This is a genomic window from Nonomuraea turcica, assembly GCF_030718205.1.
In the GTDB taxonomy this organism is placed as follows: Bacteria; Actinomycetota; Actinomycetes; order Streptosporangiales; family Streptosporangiaceae; genus Nonomuraea.
The window spans coordinates 1-26,708 of record NZ_JAUZQF010000053.1 but is presented as its reverse complement, the minus strand read 5'-3'; the positions used below and the strand labels follow the sequence as shown (position 1 = coordinate 26,708).

Annotated in this window: 30 protein-coding genes and 1 pseudogene; 14 read left to right on the top strand and 17 right to left on the bottom strand. The window is 68.3% G+C overall.

Translation table 11 applies throughout. From position 1 onward, the window contains the following. The first annotated feature begins 52 nt into the window (after positions 1-52). A complete protein-coding gene (locus Q9G87_RS61245) occupies positions 53-250 on the top strand; it encodes a MerR family transcriptional regulator (protein WP_371826011.1) in 198 nt (65 codons plus the stop codon). An 85-nt stretch (positions 251-335) separates the two neighbouring features. On the opposite strand, the gene Q9G87_RS58835 is transcribed toward Q9G87_RS61245, so the two are convergent. Beyond that, the gene (locus Q9G87_RS58835; protein WP_305925417.1) at positions 336-2,999 is read right to left on the bottom strand and encodes an ATP-binding protein; all 2,664 of its coding nucleotides are present in this window, start codon (positions 2,997-2,999) and stop codon (positions 336-338) included. Positions 3,000-3,135: 136 nt separating this feature from the next. Between Q9G87_RS58835 and Q9G87_RS58830 the strand changes: the two genes are divergently transcribed. Further along, a complete protein-coding gene (locus Q9G87_RS58830; protein WP_305925416.1) occupies positions 3,136-4,221 on the top strand; it encodes an alkene reductase in 1,086 nt (361 codons plus the stop codon). Between the two features lie 176 nt (positions 4,222-4,397). Continuing rightward, entirely contained in the window at positions 4,398-5,603 is a 1,206-nt protein-coding gene (locus tag Q9G87_RS58825) for an MFS transporter (protein WP_305925415.1), read from the top strand. A gap of 430 nt (positions 5,604-6,033) precedes the next feature. Here the strand turns inward: Q9G87_RS58825 and Q9G87_RS58820 are convergent, their stop codons facing one another. Next, positions 6,034-6,165, bottom strand: a complete 132-nt coding sequence (locus tag Q9G87_RS58820; protein WP_305925414.1) for a hypothetical protein — start codon at positions 6,163-6,165, stop codon at positions 6,034-6,036. Between the two features lie 488 nt (positions 6,166-6,653). Beyond that, on the bottom strand, positions 6,654-6,929 hold the full coding sequence (locus tag Q9G87_RS58815; protein ID WP_371826010.1) for a ThiF family adenylyltransferase: 276 nt from the start codon (positions 6,927-6,929) through the stop codon (positions 6,654-6,656). A 63-nt stretch (positions 6,930-6,992) separates the two neighbouring features. Here Q9G87_RS58815 and Q9G87_RS58810 point away from each other — a divergent pair, with 63 nt between their 5' ends. From Q9G87_RS58810 to Q9G87_RS58800, 3 genes are all read left to right on the top strand, one after another. Further along, the gene (locus tag Q9G87_RS58810) at positions 6,993-7,550 is read left to right on the top strand and encodes a MarR family winged helix-turn-helix transcriptional regulator (protein WP_305925412.1); all 558 of its coding nucleotides are present in this window, start codon (positions 6,993-6,995) and stop codon (positions 7,548-7,550) included. Continuing rightward, positions 7,547-7,927: a hypothetical protein gene (locus Q9G87_RS58805; RefSeq protein WP_305925411.1), complete on the top strand. Its 381-nt coding sequence runs from the start codon at positions 7,547-7,549 to the stop codon at positions 7,925-7,927. Before Q9G87_RS58810 ends, Q9G87_RS58805 begins: the two co-directional genes overlap by 4 nt. A 195-nt stretch (positions 7,928-8,122) precedes the next feature. Next, positions 8,123-8,536 (top strand): SRPBCC family protein, encoded by a 414-nt coding sequence (locus Q9G87_RS58800; RefSeq protein ID WP_305925410.1) that lies wholly within the window; start codon positions 8,123-8,125, stop codon positions 8,534-8,536. A 5-nt stretch (positions 8,537-8,541) separates the two neighbouring features. On the opposite strand, the gene Q9G87_RS58795 is transcribed toward Q9G87_RS58800, so the two are convergent. From Q9G87_RS58795 to Q9G87_RS58785, 3 genes are all read right to left on the bottom strand, one after another. After that, positions 8,542-8,841 carry a hypothetical protein gene (locus tag Q9G87_RS58795; RefSeq protein WP_305925409.1) on the bottom strand — a complete coding sequence of 100 codons (300 nt, stop codon included), beginning with the start codon at positions 8,839-8,841 and terminating at the stop codon, positions 8,542-8,544. A gap of 270 nt (positions 8,842-9,111) precedes the next feature. Beyond that, positions 9,112-9,471 carry a hypothetical protein gene (locus Q9G87_RS58790; protein ID WP_305925408.1) on the bottom strand — a complete coding sequence of 120 codons (360 nt, stop codon included), beginning with the start codon at positions 9,469-9,471 and terminating at the stop codon, positions 9,112-9,114. A gap of 222 nt (positions 9,472-9,693) precedes the next feature. After that, positions 9,694-12,993 (bottom strand): BTAD domain-containing putative transcriptional regulator, encoded by a 3,300-nt coding sequence (locus Q9G87_RS58785; RefSeq protein ID WP_305925407.1) that lies wholly within the window; start codon positions 12,991-12,993, stop codon positions 9,694-9,696. A gap of 109 nt (positions 12,994-13,102) precedes the next feature. On the opposite strand from Q9G87_RS58785, the gene Q9G87_RS58780 reads away from it, so the two are divergent. From Q9G87_RS58780 to Q9G87_RS58760, 5 genes are all read left to right on the top strand, one after another. Continuing rightward, positions 13,103-14,662 (top strand): MFS transporter, encoded by a 1,560-nt coding sequence (locus Q9G87_RS58780; RefSeq protein ID WP_305925406.1) that lies wholly within the window; start codon positions 13,103-13,105, stop codon positions 14,660-14,662. Between the two features lie 53 nt (positions 14,663-14,715). Further along, positions 14,716-15,615 carry an NAD(P)-dependent oxidoreductase gene (locus Q9G87_RS58775; RefSeq protein ID WP_305925405.1) on the top strand — a complete coding sequence of 300 codons (900 nt, stop codon included), beginning with the start codon at positions 14,716-14,718 and terminating at the stop codon, positions 15,613-15,615. Positions 15,616-15,789: 174 nt separating this feature from the next. Next, positions 15,790-16,266, top strand: a complete 477-nt coding sequence (locus Q9G87_RS58770; RefSeq protein WP_305925404.1) for a DUF305 domain-containing protein — start codon at positions 15,790-15,792, stop codon at positions 16,264-16,266. A 97-nt stretch (positions 16,267-16,363) separates the two neighbouring features. Further along, positions 16,364-16,522 carry a hypothetical protein gene (locus tag Q9G87_RS58765; RefSeq protein ID WP_305925403.1) on the top strand — a complete coding sequence of 53 codons (159 nt, stop codon included), beginning with the start codon at positions 16,364-16,366 and terminating at the stop codon, positions 16,520-16,522. Continuing rightward, entirely contained in the window at positions 16,519-16,827 is a 309-nt protein-coding gene (locus Q9G87_RS58760) for a hypothetical protein (protein WP_305925402.1), read from the top strand. The genes Q9G87_RS58765 and Q9G87_RS58760 overlap by 4 nt, the downstream gene beginning before the upstream one ends. 205 nt (positions 16,828-17,032) lie before the next feature. Here Q9G87_RS58760 and Q9G87_RS58755 read toward each other — a convergent pair whose 3' ends face one another. Genes Q9G87_RS58755 through Q9G87_RS58745 form a run of 3 tightly spaced genes read right to left on the bottom strand, consistent with a single transcriptional unit; the run spans position 17,033 to position 18,869 of the window. Beyond that, positions 17,033-17,170, bottom strand: coding sequence for a hypothetical protein (locus tag Q9G87_RS58755; protein ID WP_305925401.1), 138 nt, complete (start codon positions 17,168-17,170; stop codon positions 17,033-17,035). Next, positions 17,167-17,499, bottom strand: coding sequence for a nuclear transport factor 2 family protein (locus tag Q9G87_RS58750; protein ID WP_305925400.1), 333 nt, complete (start codon positions 17,497-17,499; stop codon positions 17,167-17,169). The genes Q9G87_RS58755 and Q9G87_RS58750 overlap by 4 nt, the downstream gene beginning before the upstream one ends. After that, positions 17,496-18,869, bottom strand: coding sequence for an MFS transporter (locus Q9G87_RS58745; protein ID WP_305925399.1), 1,374 nt, complete (start codon positions 18,867-18,869; stop codon positions 17,496-17,498). The genes Q9G87_RS58750 and Q9G87_RS58745 overlap by 4 nt, the downstream gene beginning before the upstream one ends. Positions 18,870-19,032: 163 nt before the next feature. Between Q9G87_RS58745 and Q9G87_RS58740 the strand changes: the two genes are divergently transcribed. Beyond that, positions 19,033-19,647, top strand: a complete 615-nt coding sequence (locus Q9G87_RS58740) for a TetR/AcrR family transcriptional regulator (protein ID WP_305925398.1) — start codon at positions 19,033-19,035, stop codon at positions 19,645-19,647. Between the two features lie 305 nt (positions 19,648-19,952). Here Q9G87_RS58740 and Q9G87_RS58735 read toward each other — a convergent pair whose 3' ends face one another. Then, positions 19,953-20,426 (bottom strand): pyridoxamine 5'-phosphate oxidase family protein, encoded by a 474-nt coding sequence (locus Q9G87_RS58735; RefSeq protein ID WP_305925397.1) that lies wholly within the window; start codon positions 20,424-20,426, stop codon positions 19,953-19,955. Positions 20,427-20,553: 127 nt separating this feature from the next. Then, positions 20,554-20,736 carry a hypothetical protein gene (locus tag Q9G87_RS58730; RefSeq protein WP_305925396.1) on the bottom strand — a complete coding sequence of 61 codons (183 nt, stop codon included), beginning with the start codon at positions 20,734-20,736 and terminating at the stop codon, positions 20,554-20,556. 937 nt (positions 20,737-21,673) lie between these two features. Between Q9G87_RS58730 and Q9G87_RS58725 the strand changes: the two genes are divergently transcribed. Further along, complete coding sequence (locus tag Q9G87_RS58725; protein ID WP_305925395.1) at positions 21,674-22,027, top strand: VOC family protein; 354 nt, start codon at positions 21,674-21,676, stop codon at positions 22,025-22,027. A 349-nt stretch (positions 22,028-22,376) separates the two neighbouring features. Then, on the top strand, positions 22,377-22,541 hold the full coding sequence (locus tag Q9G87_RS58720; RefSeq protein WP_305925394.1) for a hypothetical protein: 165 nt from the start codon (positions 22,377-22,379) through the stop codon (positions 22,539-22,541). 439 nt (positions 22,542-22,980) lie between these two features. Here Q9G87_RS58720 and Q9G87_RS58715 read toward each other — a convergent pair whose 3' ends face one another. The 6 genes and pseudogenes from Q9G87_RS58715 to Q9G87_RS58690 form a co-directional block, all read right to left on the bottom strand. Further along, positions 22,981-23,151 (bottom strand): dihydrofolate reductase family protein, encoded by a 171-nt coding sequence (locus Q9G87_RS58715; protein ID WP_305925393.1) that lies wholly within the window; start codon positions 23,149-23,151, stop codon positions 22,981-22,983. Continuing rightward, entirely contained in the window at positions 23,148-23,381 is a 234-nt protein-coding gene (locus tag Q9G87_RS58710) for a hypothetical protein (protein WP_305925392.1), read from the bottom strand. The genes Q9G87_RS58715 and Q9G87_RS58710 overlap by 4 nt, the downstream gene beginning before the upstream one ends. A 216-nt stretch (positions 23,382-23,597) precedes the next feature. After that, positions 23,598-24,014 carry an SRPBCC domain-containing protein gene (locus Q9G87_RS58705; RefSeq protein ID WP_305925391.1) on the bottom strand — a complete coding sequence of 139 codons (417 nt, stop codon included), beginning with the start codon at positions 24,012-24,014 and terminating at the stop codon, positions 23,598-23,600. Between the two features lie 25 nt (positions 24,015-24,039). After that, positions 24,040-24,459: a Cif family virulence factor gene (locus Q9G87_RS58700; RefSeq protein ID WP_305925390.1), complete on the bottom strand. Its 420-nt coding sequence runs from the start codon at positions 24,457-24,459 to the stop codon at positions 24,040-24,042. 46 nt (positions 24,460-24,505) lie between these two features. After that, entirely contained in the window at positions 24,506-25,621 is a 1,116-nt protein-coding gene (locus Q9G87_RS58695) for an amidase domain-containing protein (RefSeq protein WP_305925389.1), read from the bottom strand. Positions 25,622-26,591: 970 nt separating this feature from the next. Continuing rightward, positions 26,592-26,708, bottom strand: a pseudogene (locus Q9G87_RS58690) (IS5/IS1182 family transposase); the annotation flags it as partial.

Sequence of the window (26,708 nt, the reverse complement as noted above, 5' to 3'; positions counted from 1 at the left end):
CACCACCCCTGAAGTCGACCATGACCATCGGCGAACTCGCCACAGGTTCAGGCTGCCCACGCTGGTGCTGCGCCACTGGGAGGGTGTCGCCCTCCTGGCCGTGGAAAGGCATCGCGGCGGTGAACGCCGGTACGGCGCCGCGTATATGCGGCGAGTGGCGATGATCCTGATGGGCATGGAAGCCAGGCTGGGTCTGCGCGAGCTCTCCCAAATGCTCGCCTCTCTGGCCCGATGCCACATACGGACCTGATCAGGGCGCACATCGAGGCGCGGATTCCCGCACCCTGCCGAGACCGCCCGGACGCGTGAAGCAACGCCCTTTGCGACAGAGCGGTTCAGGTCAGGTCGAGGCGGGACAGCTCGCGGCGGGAGCGGATGCCGAGCTTGCGGAAGGCACGGTAGAGGTGGTGCTCGACGGTACGCGGGCTGAGGAAGAGCTGGGCGGCGATCTCCCGGCTGGTGCCGCCGTCCGCGGCCAGCCGGGCCACCTGAAGCTCCTGAGAGGTGAGCCGATCCCGTGGGTCGGCGGCGGTCGGCTTGGCCGGGACGAGCGTCTCCCCGGTCGCCTTGAGCTCGGTGCGCGCCCGTTTCAGCCAGGGCGTCGCACCGAGCCGCTCGAATGTCCTCAAGGCGGAGCGCAGGGACGCCCGCGCGTCGCCGCGTCGCCGGGCGCGGCGCAGCCACTCGCCATAGAGCAGTTGGGTACGTGCATGTTCGAACGGCCGGTGCGCATTCTCGTGGGCGTGGAGAGCGCGAAGGTAGTCGTCCTCGTCGTCGGTCAGCAGGGCCCGGACGCGAGCGGTGAGCGCGTGCGCCCACGGCTGCCGCCCCGCCTGGGCCCACGCCTCCAGCCGGCGCAACGGTTCCTCGGCCCGGGTCGGCTCGCCCAGCCGTATGGCGGCCTCGGCCTGGTCGGCGCCTGCGGCGACGAGCGCGGAGGCGTGGCGCAGCGGCCCTCGCGTGGCCGTCTCCAGCCGGTCCAGTGCCGCCTCGTAACGGCCCAGCCCCACATCGAGCAGGCTGAGTGCAATGAGGCCCGTCATGCCGCCGGTGTCGAGTTCGTTACCCGCCAGGCGCACGCAGCGCTCCTCGTCCCCTTCGATGGCGGCGACCCTGGCCAGGACCGCGTTCAGCCGCGCCACCCGCTGCCGCAGCCCTGTATCACGGACGATCCGTACGGCTTCGGCCACGGATGCCTCGGCGTCCCGGTGCCGTCCGGCCTGTACCTGCACACCGGCCAGGTCCTGCAGCACCTGCGGCAGCGCGCCCACGAGCCCGTGACGGCGGCAATGCGCCGCCTGAGCCTCGGCCAGCTCGGCAGCGGTCGCGTCGTCGCCGAGAATCATGGCGCAGAAGGTGGCCCAGGTCATGGTGATGTCGGCGGACGGCGTCGCCGCGCCGTTGAGCCAGTTGGTCATGGAGCGGGACGTATTCGCCAGGAACTCCGCCAGCAGCGGCAGCCCGCGGGCGTAGTCCTCCTCCATGAGATGCGCCATCCCCAGCACCATCGGGTCAGTCCGGCCCAGTGCGCGTAGCCGTCCGGCCGCGTCCCGCAGGGAGTCCCGGTCACCGCTGAACCACGCGTATCCGGCGCTGGTGCGCAGCATGGTCACGGCCGAGTCCACGCCTGCGTGGGCGGACCGTTCGACCAGCAACCGGGCGGCGCGTCGCCGCTCACCCAGCTCGAACTCCACGGCAGCGCGCACGCGCGCCAGCCGGGCCAGCGACCCGGGATCGTCCACCAGCTGCTCGGCTTGGTCGGCCAGGTGTGCCGCCTGCGCGGCGTGCCCGGCGGACAGCGCGAGCGAGGCCGCCTCACCCAGCCGGTCCGCCCGCTCGCGTAGGCCGGGGGTGAGGTTCGCGGCCTGCTCGTACAGGCCGGTCGCGGCGGCGTACGCGGTGCGGGCGCGGGCGCGCTCGGCGGCGCGGGCGATCTCCGCGGCTACGTCTTCGTCGGCGGAGGTGGTGGCGGCGGCGAGATGGCGGGCACGGCAGTCCTCGTCGGTCGCAGCCTCCGCCAGCGCTTGGTGTACGGCGACTCGCCGCGCGAGCGGCGCCCCCTGGTAGGCGGCAGTGCTGATGAGGGGATGGCGGAAGGTGACGACGTTCGCGGTGACCTCGACGAGCCCGGCCTTCTCGGCCTCTTCCAGGTCCTCCAGGGCCACTCCGAGCGTGGCGGCGGCGCCCAGAAACGTCGGCAGGTGGCCGCGCGCTTCGGCGGCGGCCGTCAGCATCATCAGGCGGGTCCTTTCCGGCAGTTGCCCGATCCGCGACCGGAAGGACTCGAGCACCCGGTCGGTCACCGGCATGGGCCCGGCGATGGTGTGGTACCGGCGCGCCGCGGCGAACTCGATCAGCGCCAGCGGGTTGCCCGCCGACTCTTCGATCACCTGCTCACGCGAGGCAGGCGTGAGCCCCCGATCCTCTAGCAACCGTGCGGCGTCCTCCGGCGGCAGCCGCGACGGCCGTAGCTCCGGCAGTCCCGTCGCGGGAAAGCCCTCCTCCCGCGTGGCGAACAGCATCGCCACCCCTTCGGCAGCCAGCCGGCGCGCGGCGAAAAGCAGTGCGTCCGCGCTCGCCCGGTCCAGCCACTGCGCGTCGTCGACCAGGCACAGCAACGGGCCGTCGCTGGCCACCTCCGCCAGCAGTGTCAGCACGGCCAGCCCCGACAGGAACCTGTCGCCTCCGCCCGTCCCTCCGTCGCCGAGCACCGCGCGTAGCGTCCGCGTCTGCGGCCCCGGCAGCGCGTCGAGCCGGTCCCGCACCGGCCAGACCAGCTGGACCAGCCCCGCGAACGCCAGATCGGCCTCCGCCTCGACGCCGGTGACCCGTAGCGTCGTCAGACCCGCGCCGCCCGCGTACTCGCCGGCCCACGCCAGCAGCGCGGACTTGCCGATCCCCGGCTCGCCGCGCACGACGAGGCCGCCGCTCCGACCGGCGCACGCCGCGTCGACCAGGTCCCTGATCGCCGCCTGCTCGCTCGTCCTGCCGTACAGCACCAGCAATCCCCTGTCCGTAGGTACGTACGACCCCATCCTCCGTACACAAATACGGAAACTGTACCGATTCGCCCCGTAAACCCCCGCCCATAGCGTCGGACCAGCCCGAACACCCGTACGCGCAAGGGAAACCGACGTGAACCAACTCCACCAACCCGTGACCGTGGGCCAGCTGACCCTGCCCAACCGCCTCGTCATGGCGCCGATGACCCGCAGCCGCGCCCGCGGCGGCCTGGTCCACGACCTGACGGCCGAGTACTACGGCCAACGCGCCAGCGCGGGCCTGATCATCACCGAAGGCACACAGCCCTGCGTGCTCGGGCAGGGCTACATCGACACTCCCGGCCTGCACGCGCCGGAACAGGCGGCGGCCTGGCGGCGCGTCACCGACGAGGTGCACCGGCGCGGCGGCCGCATCTTCGTCCAGCTCATGCACTCCGGACGGATCGGCCACCCCATCCTCTATCCCAGCGGCGAGCTGCCGATGGCGCCGACGCCGATCCCCTCGGGGGAGCGGCTGTACACCCCCGACGGGCTGCTGGACCACCCCACGCCGCGTGAGATGACCATGGCGGACATCGCCCGCGCCGTCGAGGACTTCGCGACGGCGGCCCGGTACGCCCTGGACGCCGGGTTCGACGGAGTCGAGCTGCACGGGGCGAGCGGATACCTGATCCACCAGTTCCTGTCGGACAACACCAACCGGCGCACCGACGCCTACGGCGGTTCGGTGGACAGACGCATCAGATTCGCCGTCGAGGTGGCCCAGGCGGTTGGCGACGCGATCGGCGCCGCGCGCACCGGGCTCCGGATCTCGCCCGGCATTACCTACAACGGCATGGACGAGAGCGACTCCGAGACCCTCTACCCCGAGCTGGCACGCGCGCTCGCCCCGCTGGGCCTGGCGTACTTGCACGTCTCAGAGAACGACACGCGCGCCATCACCAAGCTGCTGCGCGCCGAATGGCCCGGCACGCTCATCCTCAACCCGCACTCCAGGGGCGGCGACGACCCCGCGACCTCCGAGGAAGGCCTCGAAGCGGTGCGCTCCGGCCTCGCCGACGCAATCTCCTACGGGCGGCTGTGGCTGGCCAACCCCGACCTGCCCGCCCGGATCGCGGCGGGCGGTCCCTACACCGAGGCTGACCCCGCCACCTTCTACGGCGGCGACCACCGGGGCTACACCGACTATCCGGCGCTGACAGAAAAGGCTCCCCGATGACCAGCGACTCGACCTCCCGGCCCGTCGGCGACCCGGAGGCCTCCGGATCGGCCGCAGACAAGACGTTCGCGGTACACGATCGCATGAGAGGCCCGGGTTCAGACGGCGCCGGTGCCGGCGGGCGGGTGAAAGGTCCGGATTCGGACAGGGCCGGTGCCGCGGGGCGGGTGAGCGCGATGCCTCCGGCGGAGGACCATGCCGTTCCTACAGGCGAGCCGGGTCGCAGGGTACCGGCCGGATGGCTGGCGGTGCTGGCCGGGCCGTTGTCGTTCGGCATCGCCGGGCCCTCCCTGATCCTCACCGACGTCGCCCGCGACCTCGGCCACACGCCCGCTGCAGTGACGTGGATCGTCACCGCATTCGGCTGGGCCATCGCGGTCGGTACCCCCCTGATGGCCGCACTGCAGAGCCGCCGCGGCACCCGCACGGCTCTGACCGCCTGCGCCGCGCTGGTGCTGCTGGGCGGGATCCTGATCCTGGCCATACCGGTGCTGCCGGTCCTCGTGACCGGCAGCGCTCTCCAAGGGCTCGGCACGGCCGGGCTCACCACCATCGGGATGAGTCTCGCGGGCTCGGCTCGCACGATGGGACTGGTCACGGCGTCGCTGGCGACGGTCGGCTCCGCCGCGCCCCTGGCAGGCGACGTGGTCGCGGGCCTGCTGGGCTGGCGGGCCGCGCTGGCGCTGCCCGTGCTCAGCTTGCTCGCCCTGCCCCCCGTGCTGCGCCGCCGACCTGCCACGCCGCTGTCCGCAGCCCGGTTCGATCTGCCAGGCGCGGCTCTGCTGACCGCTCTGGTAACGGCGCTGGTGTTCGTGCCGCACGCCTGGCAGGTCGCCACCCCCGTCGCGGTGGCCGCCGGGATGGCGTTCCTCGTGTGGCTGCGGCACCGGCCGGGCGGGTTCGCGCCCGCGGCGGTGGTGCGGTCCCCGGTGTTCCTGGTGGCGGCGGGGACGGCGTTCCTGCTGGCGGCGGTCAACTTCGGGATGATGTACGCCCTGCCACCACTGCTCGCCGAGGGGGCCGGTTGGACCGGCCAGCAGGTCGGCCTGGCCATCACCTGGCCACTGCTGCTCGGCGGGATCCTGTCCTACCTCGTGATCGCGGTTACGGCCAGGGCACCGTTCCAGCTCCTCATCGCGATCTTCGCCGCGTCGGCAGGGGCGGGAATCGTGCTGGCTGGTCTGAACGTCCCACCCTTCGCGCTGCTCATGGCTCAGGCCCTCACCTCGATCGCCGCCGCCTCCGGGCAGGGGGCACTCGCCACGCGCGCCGGGGCGGCCGTGCCGGACGGCGCACGACCCGCCGCGATGGGCCTGTTCAATCTGGCCTACCTCCTCGGCGCCGCCTTCGGCCCGGCAATCGCCACGCTGTTCCTGGCCTGACCCCCGCAGAGCCAGGAGCTGGGAACGGTGGGCGGCGTCGTTTGACAGCGGCCTGTCGGCGCCGTTGATGCCGGGCCGGAACAATCGACGATGCTAAAGAGGCAGGCAAGATTTTCCTCGAGCTCGCCGCGATCATGGTCCAAGAACAGGGACAACGGGATGCCCGTCAGCCTTATCCAGCGCTCACCACGTCTTGCGACAGACCATATGAGTCCGCCAGCCAGGCCGCCGACTTCCCGCAGAGGGTGCGACATGGGCCAAGGTGTATGAGCTCCGCCCAGCCAGAGCCAGCGGAACCATCGGCCCACCCGCACGTCTACAGGATCGGCCTCGGCGAGTTCGACTGCTTGAGCGGGCGTGAGTCGACCGAAGGCGTGGCGAAGGAGCAGTGACTTGACGCGCCAGAGATTCTTGCAGCTCAACCTGGTGATCAGTACCGCGTACAGGTCGGTGCGCAGGAACACCATGCATTGCCAAACCATTGGAAGATCAGGATGAAGGTCAAGGCGGCGAGCAGCGGCACGTCGGCGACCATCTGCGCGAACAACAGGACGGCCAACATGACCGACGCCTCCGCCGTGGCACCGACCACAACAGCGACAGATCCGTCTCGAAGACTAAGAAGGCCATCCGCCGGTCTACACCGAACCGGGAAGGGATGTTGAGGGCATGTGCGGCCAACCCGTGCCAGCACTCGTGGATCGCGACGAAGATGAGCTGGATGGGATAGAGCAGCAACGCGCTCAGGCCGATGTCGCTGAAGGCGAGGGCGTCCTCGGCAGGATGCGGGCGCATCGACGGTATGAGGATGAGTACGCAAAGACTGAACAGGGCCGCCGCCCCATACACGGTCCAGGCCACTGGTCCGAACAGCGGCCGGGCCAATTCGGGCCGAACCCCGACGAGCCACCGACGCCCCTGTACTGGCGCGGTTGGCGCTGGGTGCTGGGATGGGGACAGAGATGAACGTGCCCGCCTCCGGGTCGCCCACGATGACCTCGTCGCCCTCCTCCACCAGGGTCAACGGACGCAGCTTCACCGGCTGGCCGCTCATGGGGCGCACACCGGGCACTCGGGGTCTCGCGTGATCGCCTGGTAGCGCGGGGTCAGGCCGGTGTGCAAGTCGAGCTGGACGATGGTGCCCGCGGCACGGGGAGGCTCAAATCCTGTGAGGTAGCGAAGTGCTTCGTAGGCCACCAGCGAGCCGATCTGCATCGCCAGCGGGCCGATCACCATGTTGGTTCCCATCATCGCCGCCCTGTTCCGTTTGACGAATGCCTCAGATGTTGGCTCGTCCGCGCTGGGGCGTTCTTGCCAATCACGCAGGAGCGTGAGTGCTAAGCATGGATTGGCAAAGTATAGAAGTACGTACTATTCTGCTCCTTCATAATGAATGATGTAGATATCTATGAGAGCGACTCTGACGGCCTGCTCTACGACCCTCGGGTCAGGGCCGCGATGACCCAGTTCACCGACAGCGACGAAGACCTGCTCACCTTCGAAGCCGGCGCCGCCGTCCGCACCGCCAACCATGCCGTCGAGCGCATGCGCGCCCACGGCGCTCAGGGACGAGGGGTCAGCGCGGGCGCGCTCGACCTGCTGATCCGCCTCAACAACAGCGAGCACGGCATCAGCATCGGCGAGCTGGCCCGGGCCGCCGGGGTCAGCTCCCGCAACGCCACCGGCTTGGTCGACACGCTGGAGCACAACGGGTTGGTCCGCCGGGTCCCCGACCCGACGGATCGACGTTCGGTTCTGGCCGAGATCACACCTGCCGGGCGAGCGTGGATGGAGGCGTTCCGCAAGCCGTCGCAACTTGCCATGCGGGCGATGTTCCACGGGTTCACTCCTGAAGAACTGGTCGTTCTGCGCGACCTGTGCCTGCGGCTAGCCGTCAATCAGCATCACCTCGCCGACCACCTGCGCCAGATCGGACAACAGCCATGAACACGACAGCTCAGGAACAGACCCGTCGCACCGTGCGCGGCTATCACGAGGCCCGCTTCCGCGGCGAGGTGTCCGAAGCGGCAGCGCACCTGGGAGAGCCGTTCCGCTTCCAGAGCCCGTTCATCACCTCCGACGATCGGACGGGCCATCTGGCGACCTTGCCGGGGTTTGTATCCATCGTGACCGGCGTCGAGCTGATCAGCGAGCTGTACGGCGAAGCGGAGGCCACGCTCGTGTACGACGTGCACACCGCGACGCCGGTCGGCACTCAGCGCACGGCCGAGCACTTCCGGCTGGACGGCGACAAGATCGTGTCGATCATGCTGTTGTTCGACGCCTCGCCCTGGCAGCCGATGAAGGCCCAAATCGAGCTATGAAACGACGCGCACCAGGGCCCGTGTCAAAGCGCGAACGACGTTGGCGAGTTTGGCGTCGGTGCACCCGCGACGGCGGCTCGCGGGTGGTTGGGGTGTCGGTGTGCCCCGGGGCAGCCGGAGAAGATGCCACCCACGGGTCGCGGTCGCTGCCTGCCGGCGAGGAGCTGCCCCATCCCGAGAGGAGTTCCCGGCGTCATGGCCTCCATCCGCCACGAGATCATCATCGACGCGTCCCCCGAGCACATCTGGGATGTGCTGCGCGACGTCGGAGCCGTGCACGGGCGCCTGCTGCCGGGCCGTGTCATCGATACCCGGCTGGAGGGCGACCAGCGGTTCCTGACCTTTCCCGACGGGCACGTCATCCGCGAGCTGATTGTCGCGATCGATGACGATTCCCGCTGCTTGGCCTATTCCGTTGTTGAAGGCGCGAGACCCCCGCTCGAGCACCACCACGCCTCATTTGAAGTTCGCCCGGAGGGCGACGAAGCGGGCCGGCTGATCTGGACCACTAACGTGCTGCCACACGCGCAAGCCGCCGAGATCCGCATGCGCATCGAACACGGCGCATGGGAGATGAAGCAGGCGATCGAGGCCGCAGCACGCAGCTGAGCCACCTACCCATGTGAACCCCTGGAAAGGGAAAGTTCGTCGTCAGCCACGGCGACGGCCAGGTCAGCCTTCGCCTCGGCGAGCCTCCGATCCCCATCCCGCAGCCGTTCGCCGAGCTGCTGCTCCGCCACCTCGACCAGCGTCTCAACCTGACCACCGCCACCAATCAGAACTCCCGCTGGCTCTTCCCCGGCCGCCGCGGCGGACAGCCGATGACGACCAAAGCCGTCAAAATGCGCCTCCACGCTCATCAGATTCCGGCACTCAACGGCAGGACCTCGGCGCTTCGCCAGCTCGTCCTCCAAGTGCCGGCACCAGTAATCGCCCGGATGCTGGGCTACAGCGACGAGCAAATCAGCCGCGTCACCTCCGAAGTTGGGAGCCCATGGAGCCGCTATGCCCCAGGCGACGACCACTCTCTGTGACAGTCGTCGGTCTCAGAGCATCGAATAGGCGACACCTGGTTACGCGAGGTCGCCAGTGCAGTTCAGTGCAGTGTTGGACCCGACCCACATCCCACTGATCAACCGGTCGGACCACAGTCGAACGACCAGTGGCCACGGGACTTGAGCTCACTATCGCCACTGGCCGTTAGTTCCGTTGTTGCCTGGGCGTCGATCTCCAGCTCGGCGCCGTACCAGCAGCGTGGTGAACGCCGCCCGCAGCCGCTCGGTTCTGGAGGAGAACCGGCGCAGCCAGCCGCACACCGGCAATAGCACATGCGTCTGCTCGCACGATGAGCAGCGCGAACGGCGGGGACGCACCTCCAGCACCCGGCCACCGAGTCCGCACAACCGCCAGGCCCGGCCGAACCCCCAACTCGTCAGCACCCCGCCGAACGACGGACAGACCGGCTCGCCCGTCTTCAACCGCCGCTCGACGCAGGTCGCGTCGGCCTCTACCGTGACACAGTGCCCTCCGGGGCTCGCCCCCACGGCCCTCCCAAGGACCCCGCCAAGAGAACCGGGAGGGCCGTGGCCTTCTCAACGGACATCGTCACGTTGCCGCCCACCGGAACGCGCTCAACCAAGACGAAACGATCGATCTCCAACCGTCATCGAAAAGACGATCGGAACGCCACAAGCCAGACGCCCATCCTCACCATGGCGTCGCACACGAAACCGGACATCATTCAAGGCCGCCCAAGCATCCCGTCCTCACCTCCGACGACCACCAACCCTGACATCATCCTCAAATTGAGCGGCGCGGAACAGATGGTCAGGACACTCTTCGGGCTGCAGCGTGGCCCCTCGTGCGAACGCGGCGTCGTATGAGGCGTCACCCAGGGCTTGCCGTGCGCGCCTGGAGATGCGGTCGACGTCGTCTCGTTCTCCCTCGGGCAGCGGCACGCCTACCGAGGCTCGCGCGGCGTGGGCGGCCCCCAGCAGCCGAGCCGCGTGGTCGGCGTGACCTGTCAGTGCCTGGGCTCCTGCCAGCCCCTCCAGGGCCAGGGCCACCGCGCGTGGATCGCCGGTGGACCGTGCGGTGGCCAGGCCGTCGAGCTGGAGCTCCCGAGCAAGGCGCGGATCCTCCCGTAGTTCGGCGATGAAACCCAGCTCCGCGAGAATCAGCGCGGGCACGCCCGGCTCGTATCCTGCCTTCCGGTGCAGTGCCAGAACGCTGCGCATGTGGGTCTCGGCGGTGTCGAGGTCGCCTTCCCGCCGGGCGCCCAGGCCGAGCCCGATCTCGGCGAACTGCTCACCGAAAGTGTCCGACTGTTCGATCGCGAGCCGTCGCGCGCGCTCGTGGAATTCCCGTGCCTGCGGGTAGTCGCGCATGAGCAGCGCGATCCGGCCGAGCCCGGCGAGCTGGTAGGAGACCTGTGGCCACAGCTTGAGGTCTTCCGCGATCCGCAGCCCGTCGCGGAAGAGCCGCCTGGCGTGCGGATAGTCGCCGACGATCTCCGCCAGTGTCGCCAGCGGCACCATGGCCTGGAGTTGCCCCCACTGGTCGCCCAGTTCCCGGAACATCGCCAGACTCTGCTCGCCGTCACGGCGCAGCATGTCGAAATCCCCGCGCAGTTTCGCGTAGAACGCACGCGTGCTCAGTGCCGCCGCCGTACCCCAGCGGTCGCCGCTCGAGCGGAACGTCTCCAGCGCGCGATTCAGCAGGTCCTCGCTCTGCGACAGATCGCCCACGCCGTACAGATTGGAGCCGACGAACCACTGCGCTCGTGCCCGGCCCTGCGGGTCGTCGATCTCCTCGTACGGGGCCAGCGCGGCCTCGTACTCGCCGCGCGGGTCGGCGCTGCCGCGGAGCGCCAGCCTGAACCCGCCCCGCCAGGCGGTGGCCCTGGCCACCGGTATGGCGGGCGGGGCGCCGAGCGACAGCGCCGAGGTCAGTGCGCGATCAGCTTCGTGGTTGCGGCCACGCAGCTGCCAGTACCAGGTCAGCGCGTTGGCCAGGCGCAGCGCGCATTCGGCGTCGCGGGCGCGTACGGCGCTGTCGAGGGCGGTGCGCAGGTTGGCGTTCTCGGTGTCCAGAATGCGCAGCCACTGCCGCTGCTCGTGGCCGCGCAGATGCGGCTCGGCGCGCTCGGCCAGGCTCGTGTAGTAGAGCCGGTGGCGCCGCTGGAGATCCTCCAGCTCCCCCGTCTCACGCAGCCGTTCCAGGCAATAGGCGGTGACCGACTCCAGCAGGCGGTAGCGCAGGCCTTCGACGTCTTCGGTCGCCACTACCAGCGAGCAGTCGACCAGCCGGGCCAGCATATCGAGCACCGTGAAGCGGTCCAGGTCGCCGGCGGCGCAGACCTCCTCGGCCGCGGCGAGGGTGCAACCGTCGGCGTGCACGGCCAGCCGCCTCAGCACCGCACGCTCCTGCTCGCCCAGCAGTTCCCAGCTCCAGTCGATCATCGCACGCAGCGTCCGTTGCCGTGCCGGGGTGGTGCGTGTCCCGGCGGCGAGCAGGTGCAGGCGGTCGTCGAGCCGCGCGGCCAGCTCTTGGACGCCCAGCGCCCGTACGCGTGTGGCAGCCATCTCCAGCGCGAGGGGAATGCCGTCCAGCCGCCGGCAGATCCAGGCGACCGCCTCGGCGTTGGACTCGTCGAGGGCGAAGTTGGGCGCGGCCGCCGTGGCCCGCGTCACGAACAGTTCCACGGCGCTGAACCGCAGGAGCGCCTCGGGGGACAGACCGGTCGGCGGCTCGGGACTCAGCAGTGGCAGAACCTCGCGCAGGTGCTCGCCGGTGACGCCGAGCCGGGTCTGGCTGGTGGCCAGGATCCGCAGGCCCGGGCTCGTTGTGAGCAGCTCTTCCGCCAGCTCGGTGACCGGCTCGACCACATGCTCGCAGTTGTCGAAGACCAGCAGCGTCGGCTGGCCGCCGATTGCCTGCGCCATCCGGTCGGTCAACGGCCGCGGACGGGAGGCGAAGTGGTCGCGTACGCCGAGGACCGCAGCGACCGCCTCCTGCACATGCGTCGCGGCCGAGACAGCCGGTCGGCCTGGAACGCCCGATCCGGGGACGGCGTCCAGCGCGGCGAACTCGACCAGCCACACCCCGCCCGGGAACCGTGCGCCCGCCCGCGCGGCGGCCGCCAGCGCGAGCTGCGTCTTGCCGACCCCGCCCGAGCCGGTCAGCGTCACCAGCCGGCGCGTGCCGAGCAACTCCAGCAGCTCGTCAATGGCCTCACTCCGGCCGATCAGGTCGGTCAGCGTGACGGGGATGTTCGTCGCCAGACGGGCCGCGCTGGTGACAGGCGGGAGAGCGGCGTTCAGCCCGGGATCCTGGGTGAGGATCGCCTGGTGCAGCGCCGCCAGTTCAGGGCTGGGATCCAGGCCGAGCTCGTCGGCCAGACGCTCGCGCAGCTGCGCGTAGCTGCTCAACGCGGCGCTCTGCCGCCCCGCGAGATACAGCGCCCGCACGTGGGCGGCGCGCAGCCGCTCCCGCAGCGGGTGTGACGCAACCAGGTCGCCCAGCTCGTCGGCGACCAGCGCGTGCTCGCCCAGCTCCAGACGGGTCTCGGCCTGCTCTTCCAGAGCGCTGAGCCGCTGCTCCTCCAGCCGCTGCCTGGCAGCGCGGACGAATTCCTCGTCGGCGAAATCGGCGAACGCCGGGCCCCGCCACATCGCCAGCGCGTCCGCCAGCAGGCCGGCGCGCACGTGCAGGTCGGCGATCGTACGCGCGCGGGCCACCAGGGCCTGAAACCGGCCCGCATCCACAGCGTCGGGGCCGGCCAGCAACTGGTAGCCCTGCCCTCGCCAGGCGACGAGAGCACGGCCGCCCGGCTCCGCGCTCTCCAGCGCCCGCCGCAGCTGCCACACCTTGTTCTGCAGCGCGCCGGTCGGATTGGCGGGTAATGCGCCGCCCCAGAGCTCGTCGATGAGCCGATCGGCGGAGACGGGGCGTCCCTGGTGCGCCAGCAGGCACGCCAGGAGAGCACGGACCTTGAGCTCTGGAACCCGGACCGGATCGCCCCCGGCCGTCCACACCTCCAACGGACCGAGCACCCCGAAACGCATGCGCTCACGCTACCGGGCCGGGTGGACCAAGAGCGCACCAAGAGTGGCCCGGGAGCGGCCATGTGCATGGTGATCGCTGTATGCGAGCGCATCGCGAAGGAGAGTTGAGATGTCCGATGTCACCCGGAAGGCAGGGGCCAGGGAATGGACCGGGCTCGCCGTGCTGGCCCTGCCCACCCTGCTTTTGTCGCTGGACCAGAGTGTCCTGTTCCTGGCACTGCCCTCGCTGGCGGAGGCGCTGCGGCCCACCGGGAACCAGATGTTGTGGATCATGGATATCTACGGTTTCCTCATGGCCGGCTTTCTGGTCACGATGGGTACCCTCGGTGATCGGATCGGCCGCCGCAGGCTGTTGCTGATCGGTGCCGCTGCCGTTTTGGTCACTTCCCTGCTGGCCGCCTACTCCGGCAGCGCCGAGATGCTGATCGTCAGCCGCGCGCTGCTCGGGGTCGCCGCGGCGACGATCATGCCGTCCACGCTGGCCCTGATCGGCAACATGTTCCACGATCCAGCCCAGCGCGGCCGCGCCTTCGCGCTGTGGGCGAGCTGTTTCATGGTCGGCACCGCACTCGGCCCGGTCGTCGGCGGCCTGCTGCTCGAGCACTTCTGGTGGGGTTCGGCCTTCCTGCTCGGTGTGCCGGTCATGCTGATCCTGCTCGTCGCCGGACCGATGCTCCTGCCCGAGTACAAGGCCCCCGTCGGCGGCAAGCTGGATCTGATCAGCGTCGTCCTCTCGCTCGCGGGGATCCTGCCCGTCATCTATGGCATCAAGGAGATCGCCAAGTACGGCTTCGACGTCATGCCGGTCGCAGCCGCCCTGGCCGGTCTGATCATGGGCGCGCTGTTCGTGTTGCGGCAGGGCAGGCTCGAACATCCCGTGGTGGACGTCACGCTGTTCCGCAACGGTGCCTTTACCGCCTCGCTGCTGATCCAGGTGATCTTGATGGTCGCCGTCGCCGGCAGCTACCTGTTCATCACCGGTTTTCTGCAGATGGTGCAGGGGCTCTCCCCGATGCACGCAGGCCTGTGGATGGTGCCCTCCGCGATCGCCTCCATCGTCTCCGCGCAGCTCGCTCCCGGCCTCGCCAAGCGGTTCTCCACGGCGGCTGTCATCGCGGCGGGTCTGGCCGTCGCCGCGGCCGGCTACGTCGCGATCGCCTTCGTCGACCCGGTCGGCGGGTTGCCGCTGCTGGTCATCGGCTTCGTGATCGCGTTCTTCGGCACCGGCCCGATCGGCGCGCTCGGCACCAACCTGATCGTCAGCGCGGCGCCGCCGGAGAAGAGCGGCTCGGCCGCCTCCCTCTCGGAGACCGCTAGCCATCTCGGCGTAGCCGTGGGCATCGCCACTCTCGGCAGCCTGGGCTCGATCGTCTACCGCAGCTCTGTGACCGTTCCGGACGGTGTGCCGGCGACCGACGCCGAGACCGTGCGCAACAGCCTCGAAGGGGCGCTCGCGGCCGCCCAGGACCTCACCGGCTCGGTGGCCGGGCAACTCCTTGCCGGCGCGCGGGAGGCGTACACCAGCGGGCTGAACGTGGTCGCCGTTGTCTGCGCCGCCTTCGCCGCCGCCACCGCGCTCATCGCCCTGACCGCGCTGCGCAAGGCCGGCACCGACAGCGGGCAGCCCTCTCAGGGAGACAAGCCGCTCCAGCCCGCCGAGAGCCCTTGACCCGGCAAACGACCAGCACGAGAAACGTATTCGTTCGGCAAGGAAGGACCATCATGACAACAACGACAACCGACGGCCCAACTGCCGCGGCCGGTCAGGTCACCGTGCTCGGTCTCGGTGACATGGGATCGGCGATCGCCAGGACGTTGGTCGACCGTGGATATCGCACGACGGTCTGGAACCGGACCGCGAGCAAGAGTGCGCCGTTGGTCGATGCCGGTGCCACGGCGGCCGCGACGGCCGCGGAGGCGGTGGCGGCGAGCCCGCTCGTCGTGGTCTGTCTGCTCGACAGCACAGCGGTTGACGAAGTGCTGGGTTCCGTCGATGCCGCGATCGCGGGCAAGGTGCTGGTGAACCTCACCAGCGGCTCTCCCAGTCAGGCGCGGGCGAACGAGCGCTGGGCACGTGAGCGCGGCGCCGAGTACCTCGACGGCAAGATCATGAGAGACCCTCCGTATGTGGGCACGCCGAACATCATGTTCCCGTTCAGCGGTTCCCGCAGCGCGTTCGAAGCCCACGAGTCGACGCTGCAGGTGCTGGGCAGCATCGCGTACCACGGCGAAGACGCCGGCCTGGCCGCCGTGGAATTCATGGCCCAGGTCGCGGTGGCCTACGAGCTGCTGATCGGCTTTCTGCACGCGCTCAGGCTGGTGCAGGCCGAAGGGGTTGACGTGGCGGAGTTCGCCGAGCGCATCGCCGGCTCGGTGGTCGCTTACCCGCCGTTGTTGCTCTCGATTGGCAAGGCGGTCAAGAGCGGCGAATGCCCGCCAGATCTTGGTTCGCTCAATGTCCAGGCCGCACTGATGGACGACATGATCAGCCATCGGGAATCCATCGGCGTGGAAGCCATGCGGATGCGGCAGGTCAAGGAACTGATGGACGACCGAATCGCCGGCGGCCACGGCGAACAGGGCTTTTCCAGTTTGTTTGAGTTGCTGGCGAAGCGACGCTGAGGATTTCTCCCGTGCGGCGTCAAGTGGTTCGAGTTGGGGCGTCCTGAGGCTGGCCCCGCCCCGTTGTGTGCATGGAGAACCCCGCCCCGCATGCCTGCAGGCTCTGGTCTCCGCCGTCGTGGCTCGCGTCGCGGCCGAGCCGCTTCATCTCGTACACGGTGAGGATGACGCGTCGTGGAAGTCACCGGTACAGCAAGTGGTTACTGCTCATACTGTGGGGTCGGCTGCCGCCCTGCCCACTGGAGCGGCGGGCCCACCTCACTGTCATGTACACAGGGACAGGCAAGCGGCCTTGCCGGCAAGTGGCAGGGCCGCTCACACCGTGGCCGACGTCACGCCTCTGGCGCTGTCCAGATCCGGCCGATGATGCGCGATTTGTCCAAGCTGTCCGGCGACGCGCTGGATGAGACGTTCCTGCAGGACATGATCCCGCACCACATGATGACCGTCATGATGTCGCAGCATCTGCTCATGCACGGGAACATCTCGCACCCCGAGGTCGCCGCCTTCGCCGGCCAGGTGAGCGATGCTCAGCATGCCGAGATGTTCCAGATGCAGCAGTACATGGCCGACTGGTTCCGCGGCTCGGGCATGTCCTGTCCGATGTGGGGCCTCGCTTCCGGGGGAGGGAGTTGCCCCCGCCCGCAATGAGCGGGGCGTCCCACATCGGGGTGCGGTCATGCACCTGCGGCATGAGGCAGAGGGCGTTCTCTTTCCACCCCGAGGAGAACGTTGACGATGCGCGAACTTGACGCGGCCGGGCCCGCCCGGCGCCCCGCTGCAGCAGGCGGCCGCGATGAGTAGGCGCCGCCGCCTCGTCGAAGGGCACGAACAGCTCGACCTGTTCGCCGAGGTCGAACCCGCTGCCCCACCGTTCGGGCTGGCACCCTCAATCTTCCCCGCTTGAACGAGCAGTACGGCCGGGCGGCCCTGGCCGGCGCCGCTGCCGATCCGGTGATGTCGCGGAAGATCATTCGGCAGGTGAAGGAGATGCTGCAGAGGCACGCGGAGGGGCACCCCGTACGCGGCCGCGACATGTACGCCTACCTCACCGGCACCGCCGTCGGCGCGGCGCAGCTCATCTTCTCCGACGCCGGAACCCGCACCGTCGATGGCGACGGCACGCACCTGCCGACGATGTACATGGCGGCGGCCTGCCAGGCCGCGATCGACCAGGACATGCTCGACGCCCGCCCCCTGCAGGAGAGGTGACCGTTGACCGAAGAGCCCTACCCCGAGCCCAAGATCGGGTCCAGCACTGGCAACCTCGCGCAATCAGGTGTCGCCTATTCGATGCTCTTGAGTCTCAAGGAAGGTTGGGTGTCGGGCTTGACCTCGGCGCCGCCCGCACTGGCAGCCACGGTCAGGCCGGTGATGCGGAATGGCGCCGTGCCGTACCGGTTGGACAGCCTGAGTCTCAGGGTGTCCAACCGATGCCGAGCCGTACCGTCTGGCGGATCGTGTGGCCAGCGAAGCCCTCCTGCGACCAGTTGGGGCCGAAGCCGGCGCCCGGTCGCTGTGGTGCGGTGGTCCAGGCCGCTCCCCAGCCGCTCATGCGAAGAACCCGATGATACTGCTGATGCGGTCTCCGCTGAACTCGACCACGTCGTAGCCGGTGGCCACCGTGCCGAGCCGCCAGGTGAACAGGGCGCGGTCGTGATGGGTGCTGATCAGGGTGTCGAGGGTGAAGCGCAGGTCGCCGAAGTTCTGCTGGGCCGTGCCGATCGCCTTCGACAGCTCCGCGTGCCCGTGCAGGCCCGCGTGGTCGGGGTCGGAGTAGAGCGAGTCGTCGGTGAGGACGGACGTCATGAGCGCTTCACGGGCGGCGCCGTCACGCTCGTTCCAGATGTCGAGGTACTTGAGGATCAGGTCGTTGGTGCTCATGCGGTTGCTCCTTGGGGAGTGCGGGATCGGGAGGGTTCAAGTGCGAGGGCGATCAGGCCGCCGACGACGGTGAGCGCGGCGGCCGTCCAGCCGGCGACGTGCAGGCCGCCGAGGAGGTCGGGCGAGGCGGTGGTGATGGCAACGATGGCGGCCAGGCCCATGGCGCCGCCGATTTCCTTGGCGGTGCTGGCGATTCCGGAGGCGACGCCCTGCTCGTGTGGCGCGATGCCGGATCCGGCGGAGGCGAACAGGGCGACGAAGGCGATGCCGCCGAACAGGCCCCAGACGACGCTGCCGGGCAGCAGGGTCCAGAACCCCCCCGCAGGAGTGGTGCCCATGACCATGAGGGCGATGCCGACGCCGGTACCGATCGTCGAGACCGAGAGTGTGGTGCGGATCCCCCAGCGGCCGAGCGCCATCGGGGTGACCTTCGCGGCGGCGAACATGCAGATCAGGGTGAGTGGCAGGAAGCTCAGGCCCGCCTCCAGAGAGCTGTAGCCGAGGACGGGCTGCAGGTAGGAGGTGAGGACGTAGTAGCCGCCGCCGAGGGTGCCCTGGAAGACGGCGATCACGATCATGGTGGTGGCCAGGGAGCGGCCACGGGCCAGCCGTATCGGGATCAGCGGGTCGCGGGTGCGTGACTCCACCACCAGGAGCGCCGCCAGCAAGAGAGCGCCTGCGACCAGCGATCCGTAGACGCGGGGCGAGTCCCATCCGGAGTCGGGGCCGCTGGCCAGCCCGAACACCAGCAGAGCGGCGCTGCCGGTGGCCAGCAGCGCGCCGGGCACGTCGAAGGCGCCCGGGGTGCGGTCGGGGTCGGCGGGCAGCAGGCGGGGTGCGGCCAGGGCGCAGATCAGCGCCAGTGGCACGTTGACGTAGAACACCCATTCCCAGCCGAGATAGTTGGTCAGCACGCCGCCCAGCAGGGATCCGGCGGCCAGTCCCGCGCTGCCCGCCATGCCCCAGGCGCCCAGGGCCCGGTTGCGGGCCGGTCCCTCGGCGAATCCCCGGTAGATGAGGGTGAGAGTGGCAGGAGTCAGCAGCGCGCCGCCGATGCCCTGGACCGCGCGGGCGGCCACCAGCATCTCCGATCCGGTCGCCAGTCCGCCTGCCAGCGAGGCGACGCCGTACAGCGCCAGGCCTGCCATGAACATCCGGCGCGGTCCGAGCCGGTCAACGGCCCGCCCGCCGAGAAGCAGAAGCCCGCCGAGGCCGATCGCGTAGGCGCTGACCACCCACTGGACCGACGACGGGCTGAAACCGAGCGCGTCCCCGATGTCGGGTAGCGCCACGTACACGATGTTGTAGTCGAGAGCCACGATGAGCTGCGTCAACGCCAGCAGCCCAAGGCGCAGTCGAGGCGATTCCATCAACACCTTCCTACATGCCGTCTATTTACTACACGGCGTTCACTATGGAGCGTGGCGTTCAATAATCAAACCCTGTAGACTTACCGCATGGAAGCGACCATGAGCCGACGCGAACGGCTGCGTGCCCAGACCAGCGCCGAAATCAAGGCGATCGCTTAAGCTCATGGCCGAGGGCGGCCCCGACGCGATCTCGCTACGCGCCATCGCGCGCGAGATGGGCATGACGGCGGGCGCCATTTACAGCTACTTCGCCACTCGCGACGACCTCGTCACGACACTGATCGGCGACGTCTACACCTCCCTCGTCGAGACCGCCGAGTCAGCGCGTGACGCGGTGCCCGAGTCCGATGCCGGCGGCCGGATCATGGCCTGGGCCCAGGCCGTACGAGAATGGGCTCTTGCCAACCCCGAGGGCTTCAGGCTCATCTACGGTGACCCGGTGCCCGGCTACCAGGTGCCGGACAACAGCCCCGGCATTGCCGCCGGAGTGCGCGCCTGCACCGGCATCACCGGTCTCGTGGCTGCCGCGTGGCCGGTCACCGGGAGCGCGAGCCAGGACTATGACTGGGCCGAGTTCGACGTCGGATTGGTCGCGCACACCCGGGAGGAGTTCCCTGATCTGCCGCCCGCGGGGCTGGCCCTGACCATGCGCGTGTGGGGGCGCATGCACGGCTTGATCGCGCTGGAGATCTACGGGCACCTGCGCGGGCTCGTCCACGACCCGGCGACCGTCTACCGCGATGAGATGCGCGACCTCATCGCCTCACTCGGGCTGTAGCACATGAAGCTGCGGTTCACGGCCATGATGGCCAACTTCACCGCCCGATGACGGAGGAAGCCTCCGGCGCGGCCTGAGTGTCGATCAGGGTGTCGTGGGTTCGCGCGCATTGTGCGCTGGCTGCCTGCTGCGGTACCGGCGTATTTCCGGTGCGGTCGGCAGCGTAGCGCGTAACCAGCAGGCGAATCCCCAATAGATCAGCTCTCACAAACGCTCGTTTCTGAGAACGCGAACGCCCGGCGGGCTTGTCTTATCGTGACTGGCCGTTCTGATGTCGGTGGGCCTACGGGGGCGACCACTAAGCCTCAGTCAACGGGGGTATCAAGCCAGGAGCCGTTGAGCATGAGGGTACGGCCGCTGAACTCTGCCAGAGAATTCCATGCGAGTATCCGCTTGGGGACGAGGCGGATGTACAGGAACATGTCCGGGGCATTGCGTGGGTCTGTCGATACCTTTGCGTACGCCTCGGCTGAGGCGACGTCGATGTTGGGCACGTCGAGCAGAATCGTGTAGGCATCGATCAGGACGACGTCGGCGGTGTCCCCGATCGCCAACCGCGCCGTTGGCCTCGCTCGCAGGTTTGAGACCGTGCGACTGCGGCGGAAGGTCGCGGTAGTCAAGGTCGAGCCGTTCCAGACGTAGGCGACTGGGATCAGGTGTGCCCCGTGACCGTCGCTCCCGGTGGCCAGCCACATTTGGAATCCGCTGCTCAGACGGTCAAGGGTGTCAGCTCGTCGCTGTGGGAGGTCACGTGCTGGCGGCAGGGTTGCCGAGGACATGGCTACTCCTTCATGAGGGCTCATATCCTGAAGTCGAACGGGCGAGGGACAGATTCGACACTGCCCATGAAAATGTGCGGTGCCGGGCTGGTCCTGCCCTCCGATGGGAGTGGCACGCACGGACCACTTAGCTGATGAGGTTCACGGTGCGGCGGAAGGTTGCGGCAGCGGCTTCCAGGTCCGTGAGGACCTTGCGCCAGTCTGCGGTCTCGTCTTCGTCCATGTCGACCCAGTTCTGTTCGCCGAACTCGCGGGCGAACTCGCCGACGTGCTCGGCGGTCTCGGCGGTCTCGGCCAGCTTGTTCAGCACGGTCCCGACACGCATCCCGCTGGTGGGGGTGGTGCGGAACCGGTAGAGCAGCAGCGGGAGGTCGGCGGTCGCGGTGGGCCATGGCGGTGGCCTGCCGCTCGATCTCGTCGTTGATGTTGGTCAGGCTCGCGCGCCATCCGCTGTCGATCAGTTCCACGACCGGGACGAGCCCGGCGTTGACCGCCGACTCCAGATAGTTCGGCGCCGCCTCGGCCACCGCCTCACCGCAGGACAGCTGACCGGCGCCGCGCACCCCCTTCTCATACGAATGCGACCGCAAGCGTTCCACCTGGGCGACCATAGCCCTTCAAGATCATTACCCCGGATCCCGCCTGGACTGTAGGATCCGCAGTTCTGTGTCGGATGGCAGCGTCTGGACCTGCGGCTGGTCGCCAGTCCGCGCGATCTGTCGGACGTGTTAGTCCGCGCGGGCGTGTCGAATCCTCTCGTCATGTTGGCCCGCTTGGAAGCGCGAGTCGAGTGGACTGGAATTCGAAGGCAAGCCTGAGGTGTTCCGTGCTGGTGCCTAGCGCGTGCGCGGTGGCGGCCGGAGACATCTGGTGTGACCGGATAAGCCAGGCTGCTTGGCTGGTGTCCGGCAGGGACATGCTCCGGCCGGGCAAGTCGAGATGGTCGACCAAAGCGAGTGGCGGCAACCAGGTGACAGGCTCGTTGATGTCCGGGTCGAGCCGAGATAACGGAAATTCCGGCCATGGGTGGATCTTGAGCACTCTGACCTGCTGCAACGTCGAGGGGTTCGAGCTCCGCCGTACGACTCGGGGCCAGCCGTACTTCCGAGATTCCGCACTCCAGGACTCCGAAACTCACCCAGTCCACTTCCGAGATCACGAACATGATCGACCGTTGGCCGCTTCTGCTCGTATCGCGGCTCGACCCCTCCGGGGCCGGTCCGCCGGTCCTGTCTATGCTCAAGCCCATGGCACTGGAATGGGAACAGATCATCGTCGACTCCGCCGCCCCTGTCGCTCTCGGGCGCTGGTGGGCCGAGGCTCTCGGCTGGGTTGTGGTCGACGAATCTGAGGAGATCATCGAGATCCGGCCTGAGCCGGACCGGATGCCGGGGCTGCTCTTCGTGCCTGTCGCCGAGGGCAAGACGTCGAAGAACCGGCTCCACCCCGACTTCCGCCCCGACGACCAGGAGGCCGAGGTCGCCCGGCTGCTCTCCCTCGGTGCCCGGCGCGTCGACACCGTGCAGGACGAGCAGCACTGGGTGACCCTCCTCGACCCGGAGGGCAACGAGTTCTGCGTCCTGGGTGAGCGGAAGCGCTGAGCGGAGGCCGGTAGTTATTCAAGGCCCCGAGTCGTACGGCGGAGCTCGAACCCCTCGACGTTGCAGCAGGTCAGAGCGCTCAAGATCCACCCATGGCCGGAATTCCCGTTTATCTCGGCTCGACCCGTCCCTTGACCTGCCGGTCCGCGTCGGCATGTCGAATCCGACAACCAACTGACACGGAGGCGCGGATTTCGACATCGAAACGCGGATCCTACATGGACGATGAGTACTACTCGATGCGGCGGCATTGAGCTGATAAAGGTGCCTGGTCGAGTTAAGAGTGCGCCGTGATGGCGTGCAGCGGGTCAAGACCGGTGCGCGGTCGGAGGTACTGGACTGAGCGGCGATGGCGAAGCCCCTCTCGGGCGGTATCCACCAGCACCTCGACCACGTGGCTCGGCTGAACCTGCATGTACGCGACCAGGCCGCGCTGTCCGTACGGGCTCGACACCCATACGTGATCAGGCGCTCGATCTCGGCGGTCGCGGCGTCGGACTCCTGCTGCATTTGAATCGCGGCAGGAGCGACCAAGGGCTCGCTCACAATTCCCCCAGACAGTGCTCTCTGCGCTGGTCCTAGGACAAAGCGGCCCGCGACCTGCGGCGACACCCTGCGCGCAGCGACTGGCGTCGGCGACGGTGAGCGGGGTGCACGATGAGCGCGATCTTCCACCAGCTCGAACCCGGGCGAGTTCACCTGGGAGACGGTCCGCTCCACGAACCGGCCGCGGATGAACAACAGGCCGGCGTCGCAGAGGCGGCCCGGCGGGCGTAAGCGCGTCCGTGCCGCCGTGCACCACGATACGCATGGCGGGGTGGGAAGGTGCCGGTCGAGTCGGCTGCCGGCGGTCTCCTGGGTGGACCAGCTCACCGCACAGACCGGCCGGGCCGTACTCGCGGAGGACTGGTCGCGCCGCCGGCCTCGGTGGTGGAGCGCCGAGGTGGAGATGGTCATCGCTCTATGACCGCGTAGGTCAGGTGCGTCACCCGCTGCGTCGTCTCCGCCCGGACCTGTTCCAGGGCCACGCGGCCCGCGTCCACGCTCTCGAACAGGCGGACCCCGGAGCCGAACAGCACCGGTGACAGCGCGATCGAGAACTCGTCGACCAGGCCAGCGTTCACGTACTGCACGTCGTCTCGCCGCCGCCCGCGATGCGGATGTCGCGGGCGCCGGCGGCCTTGCGGGCCAGGCCGAGCGCGGTCTCGATGCCGTCGTTGACGAAGTGGAACGTGATCCCGCCCGGCCGCTCCCACGGATCGCGCTTCTCGTGCGTCACGACGAACACCGGCGTGTGAAACGGCTCCTCCTCCGGCCACATCTTCTCGCCGGCGTCGAACATGCGCTTGCCCATCACGCTCGCCGGTGCGCTCGAACGTCTCCCGCAGGATGTCGTTGTCGCGGCCTTCCTCGCCGCCTTCGCCGAGCTTCAGGTTCTGCCTGAAGAAGCGCTGCGGAAAGACCCACCGCTGCAGTTCCATCCACTGCCGCCCCATCAGTTCCGCGGCGGACACGGGCGCGATGAAACCGTCCAGCGACATCGACACGCTGAAGAACACTTTCCCGGCCATCAGCTCCCTGCTCCCTTCCGGACGATCTCGGCGACGTAGGCGGCCACGGTGCGCATCTCGATCCGGGTCGCCGCCCTGTCGAGCGCGAACGCGAGGACCGACTCGAAGGCGTTCGGGTCGCCGCCGTACTCGCCGTGCAGCAGCGCGATCCTCTCCGGCGGGACGATCTCGGTCCAGGTGATCCACTCCTGGTAGTCCGTCCCGTCCGGCCCGTGCATCACGAAGTCCCACTCCCCGTCGGCGCGGAACTCGAACGAGCGCGTGGTGGTGGTGAACCCCTCCGGCCCCCACCACCGTGACAGGTGCCGCACCTCGGTGAACGCCTCGGACACCAGCTCTCGCGGGGCGTCGATGACCCGGGAGATCACGATCTCGCGATCGGCCGTCGCGGACGCTCCTTGTCCCGTCTCGCTCATCGGTCGCCGGTTACGAGCAGAACCTCTAGCTCGCAGGGCGAGCCGTCGAGGCCGGGGTCTTCGCCGGATAGGGATGCTCCCCCAGGGCTACATACCAGCGCCGCTCCTGGCGGGTGAGCACCAGGGTCTCGCGATAGCGGCCAGAGGTGCCGCGCCCCACGAGCCGGGCGGTCGCCACCTCCGGCGAGATCTCGCGGCTGATGTCGACATTCTCCAGCCGGATCCGCCGGCCGCCGTACGCCTCCAGCCGCCGCCGGATGTCGGCTGCCGGGTCGTTCCCGATCGGAGCCAGCAGAGCGAGCCCATCCGCGTCGTTCTGGTTCAGCCCGAGCACGTAGGCGTCCACCGCGGCCCGGGGACTGGCGGCGCCTCCGGGCGCCTCCGCGATGCCGCATCCGAGCAGCTGCGCGCATCCGGCGAAGGCCAGAACCCAGGCCAAAGCCAAGGCCGGCCTCCACCGGATGTTCGAGATGATCCTCATGTCTGCCGTGTCACGTCCGATGTGCGTAGAACCATGCATCGGGGGTCGCCGCGATGATGCTGCTCAGCCTCTTATTGCGAGTATTGGTGCTGTGGTAGGTCATGTACAGCTCGTCGGCTATCTGTCCTCCACCGTCGCGGCCGGTGACGAACATGGAGTGGCTGATGTTGTCGTTCCGGTCGAAGTCGATTTGCAGAACGTCGCTGACGCCCATTTCCCAGATGTAGTCGAGGGCTTCTGTCCTGCCGGAGTTGAAGGGAGAGGCGAACCAGTACCAGTTTTCGGCCGCCGCCCAGGTGTAGGTGGTGGTCCAGGTCCCTTCGTGCCCGTAGTACCACTGGTCGGGGAGGGTCCGGTTCTCACCCGGCCAGGACCCGGTCTCCGCCCAGCCTCCGGCCTTGACTATCTGCGATATGAAGTTGGTGCAGTCGCCGCCTTCACCGCCGTAGGTTCGGTAGTTCGGGTTGTAGTTGTCCCAGTACTGCAGGGCGTATCTCGTCATTGCGCCGTAGTCGTAGGCGAGCGTGGAGTTACCGGGAGCACGATAGGTGGGCGACGATTTGTCGGGCACCGCGCCCTGGGAGGTCGTCCGCGGCCGGAATGTGCTGCTGATCTTCTTACTGGATGGAGCGGCTTCCGATACGGCTTCCGGCTTGCTCGGGTAGGTGTCGGGAGCGAGGTCTCCCACGTGAATGTCCGGCGCGTCATGACTGAGCACCCACTGGCTTCCGACCAGGTTGTACGTCAACGTGTGACGCAGCTGGTATTCCTCGGCGTCCAGACTGCCCGGCGTCGTGCGGGCGTAGAACAACATGGTGTGCTCGGTCAGCTGGACCGTCGCGGTCTTCTCGCTGGTCGATATCTTCGTGTCGGAGACGGTGACCTGGCCCCGGCTGTGTCCGCCGTTGGCCGATCTCAGCTTCTCGCGGCGCACGTCGATCGCCGCAGAGTCGGCTCGGAGCGTGTCCTGGAACTGCGCGGTCGCCGGCACCGCATCGAGTGCGACGCCCCGCGAGCCGCCGGTCAGCCGGTCGACTCGCGATTGAAGGTAAATCCGTGCAGCGGTTTCGAGGTCCGCGGTCGAACCGTGTGCCGCGGCCGAATATGCCGGCGTGCTGATTGCCATCAAACAGGCGGTGACCCCCGCTACCCATAAGTGCCTTTTCCCTGATCGCAAAGCGTCTTCCGTCAGGCGTGACGACTGTTACCATAACACTTCCTTGATCGCCTCGTCAGAATCCCTTGCGACGGGAGATCCGTCAAGGCGGATTCTGAGAAAAACTGCAATCATGCATGTCAAGCTCCTGCATTAGCCCCATATCCAATGCAGGCCGTGTTACAGGGCATAAATGACACATCACGTCAATGGTCAAGAGGCCGATGATTGCTCACGTTTGCGCAAACAGCACTCGATCACGAATCGTTACCGAACGTTCACGTGGCGCCAACACTGCAGGGCAAGACGCTGGTCAGATACCTGGGCCTAAGGATGATGTAGTGGCGACGCCATATGCTGATGGTGACCGACTGCATCAAATTGCGGTGCCCGCCACACTGCCTGAAGGGAGCAGGATTTACTGAGATCTTTGATGACCCAGGCGGGCGTGGTGACTGCGGCCGGCATCGGCGACCCTTCCTCCCAGGTGTATCGGCGCTCCCCATGGACGGCCTCGATCGTCCATGTGAAGACTTCGTCATCAAGCAGATCAGGCCCGTGCGTCTCAGGGAGACCTCCAACGGACACTGCTCCCACCCCGCTGAACATCACGGGGCGATTCCCTCTACTGAACGAACTCGTGGGTTGCGCCGACAGAAAGCCTCATCCTGCACGTCAAGCAGGCTTGGCGTCGCTTCCGAAGCGATGCAAGTCATCCTGACAAGGTCGCACATCGTCTACTCATGACTGCTCGGTGGATGCTCGTCCGCGTTCGGCCGCAGTGAGGGTCGAAGCCTCGTCACGGCACATAGCCATGTCGAGAAGGGGGCGAATGGCACATAATGGTGATGGTCAAGAACACGTGGTTGCTCGGTGGTTGCTCGCGTGTACGCGATACAGCCCGACAGACGGCGACACTGGCCGACACAATGAAGGTTTTTCACCGCACCTCGCGAGCTTGCAGGACGAAGATTGCTTTGACGAGTTGACCTGCACGTAGCGGGCAGCAGCGGAGTTTGCGCAGGATGCGCCAGTTCTTCAGGACGGCATTCGCGCG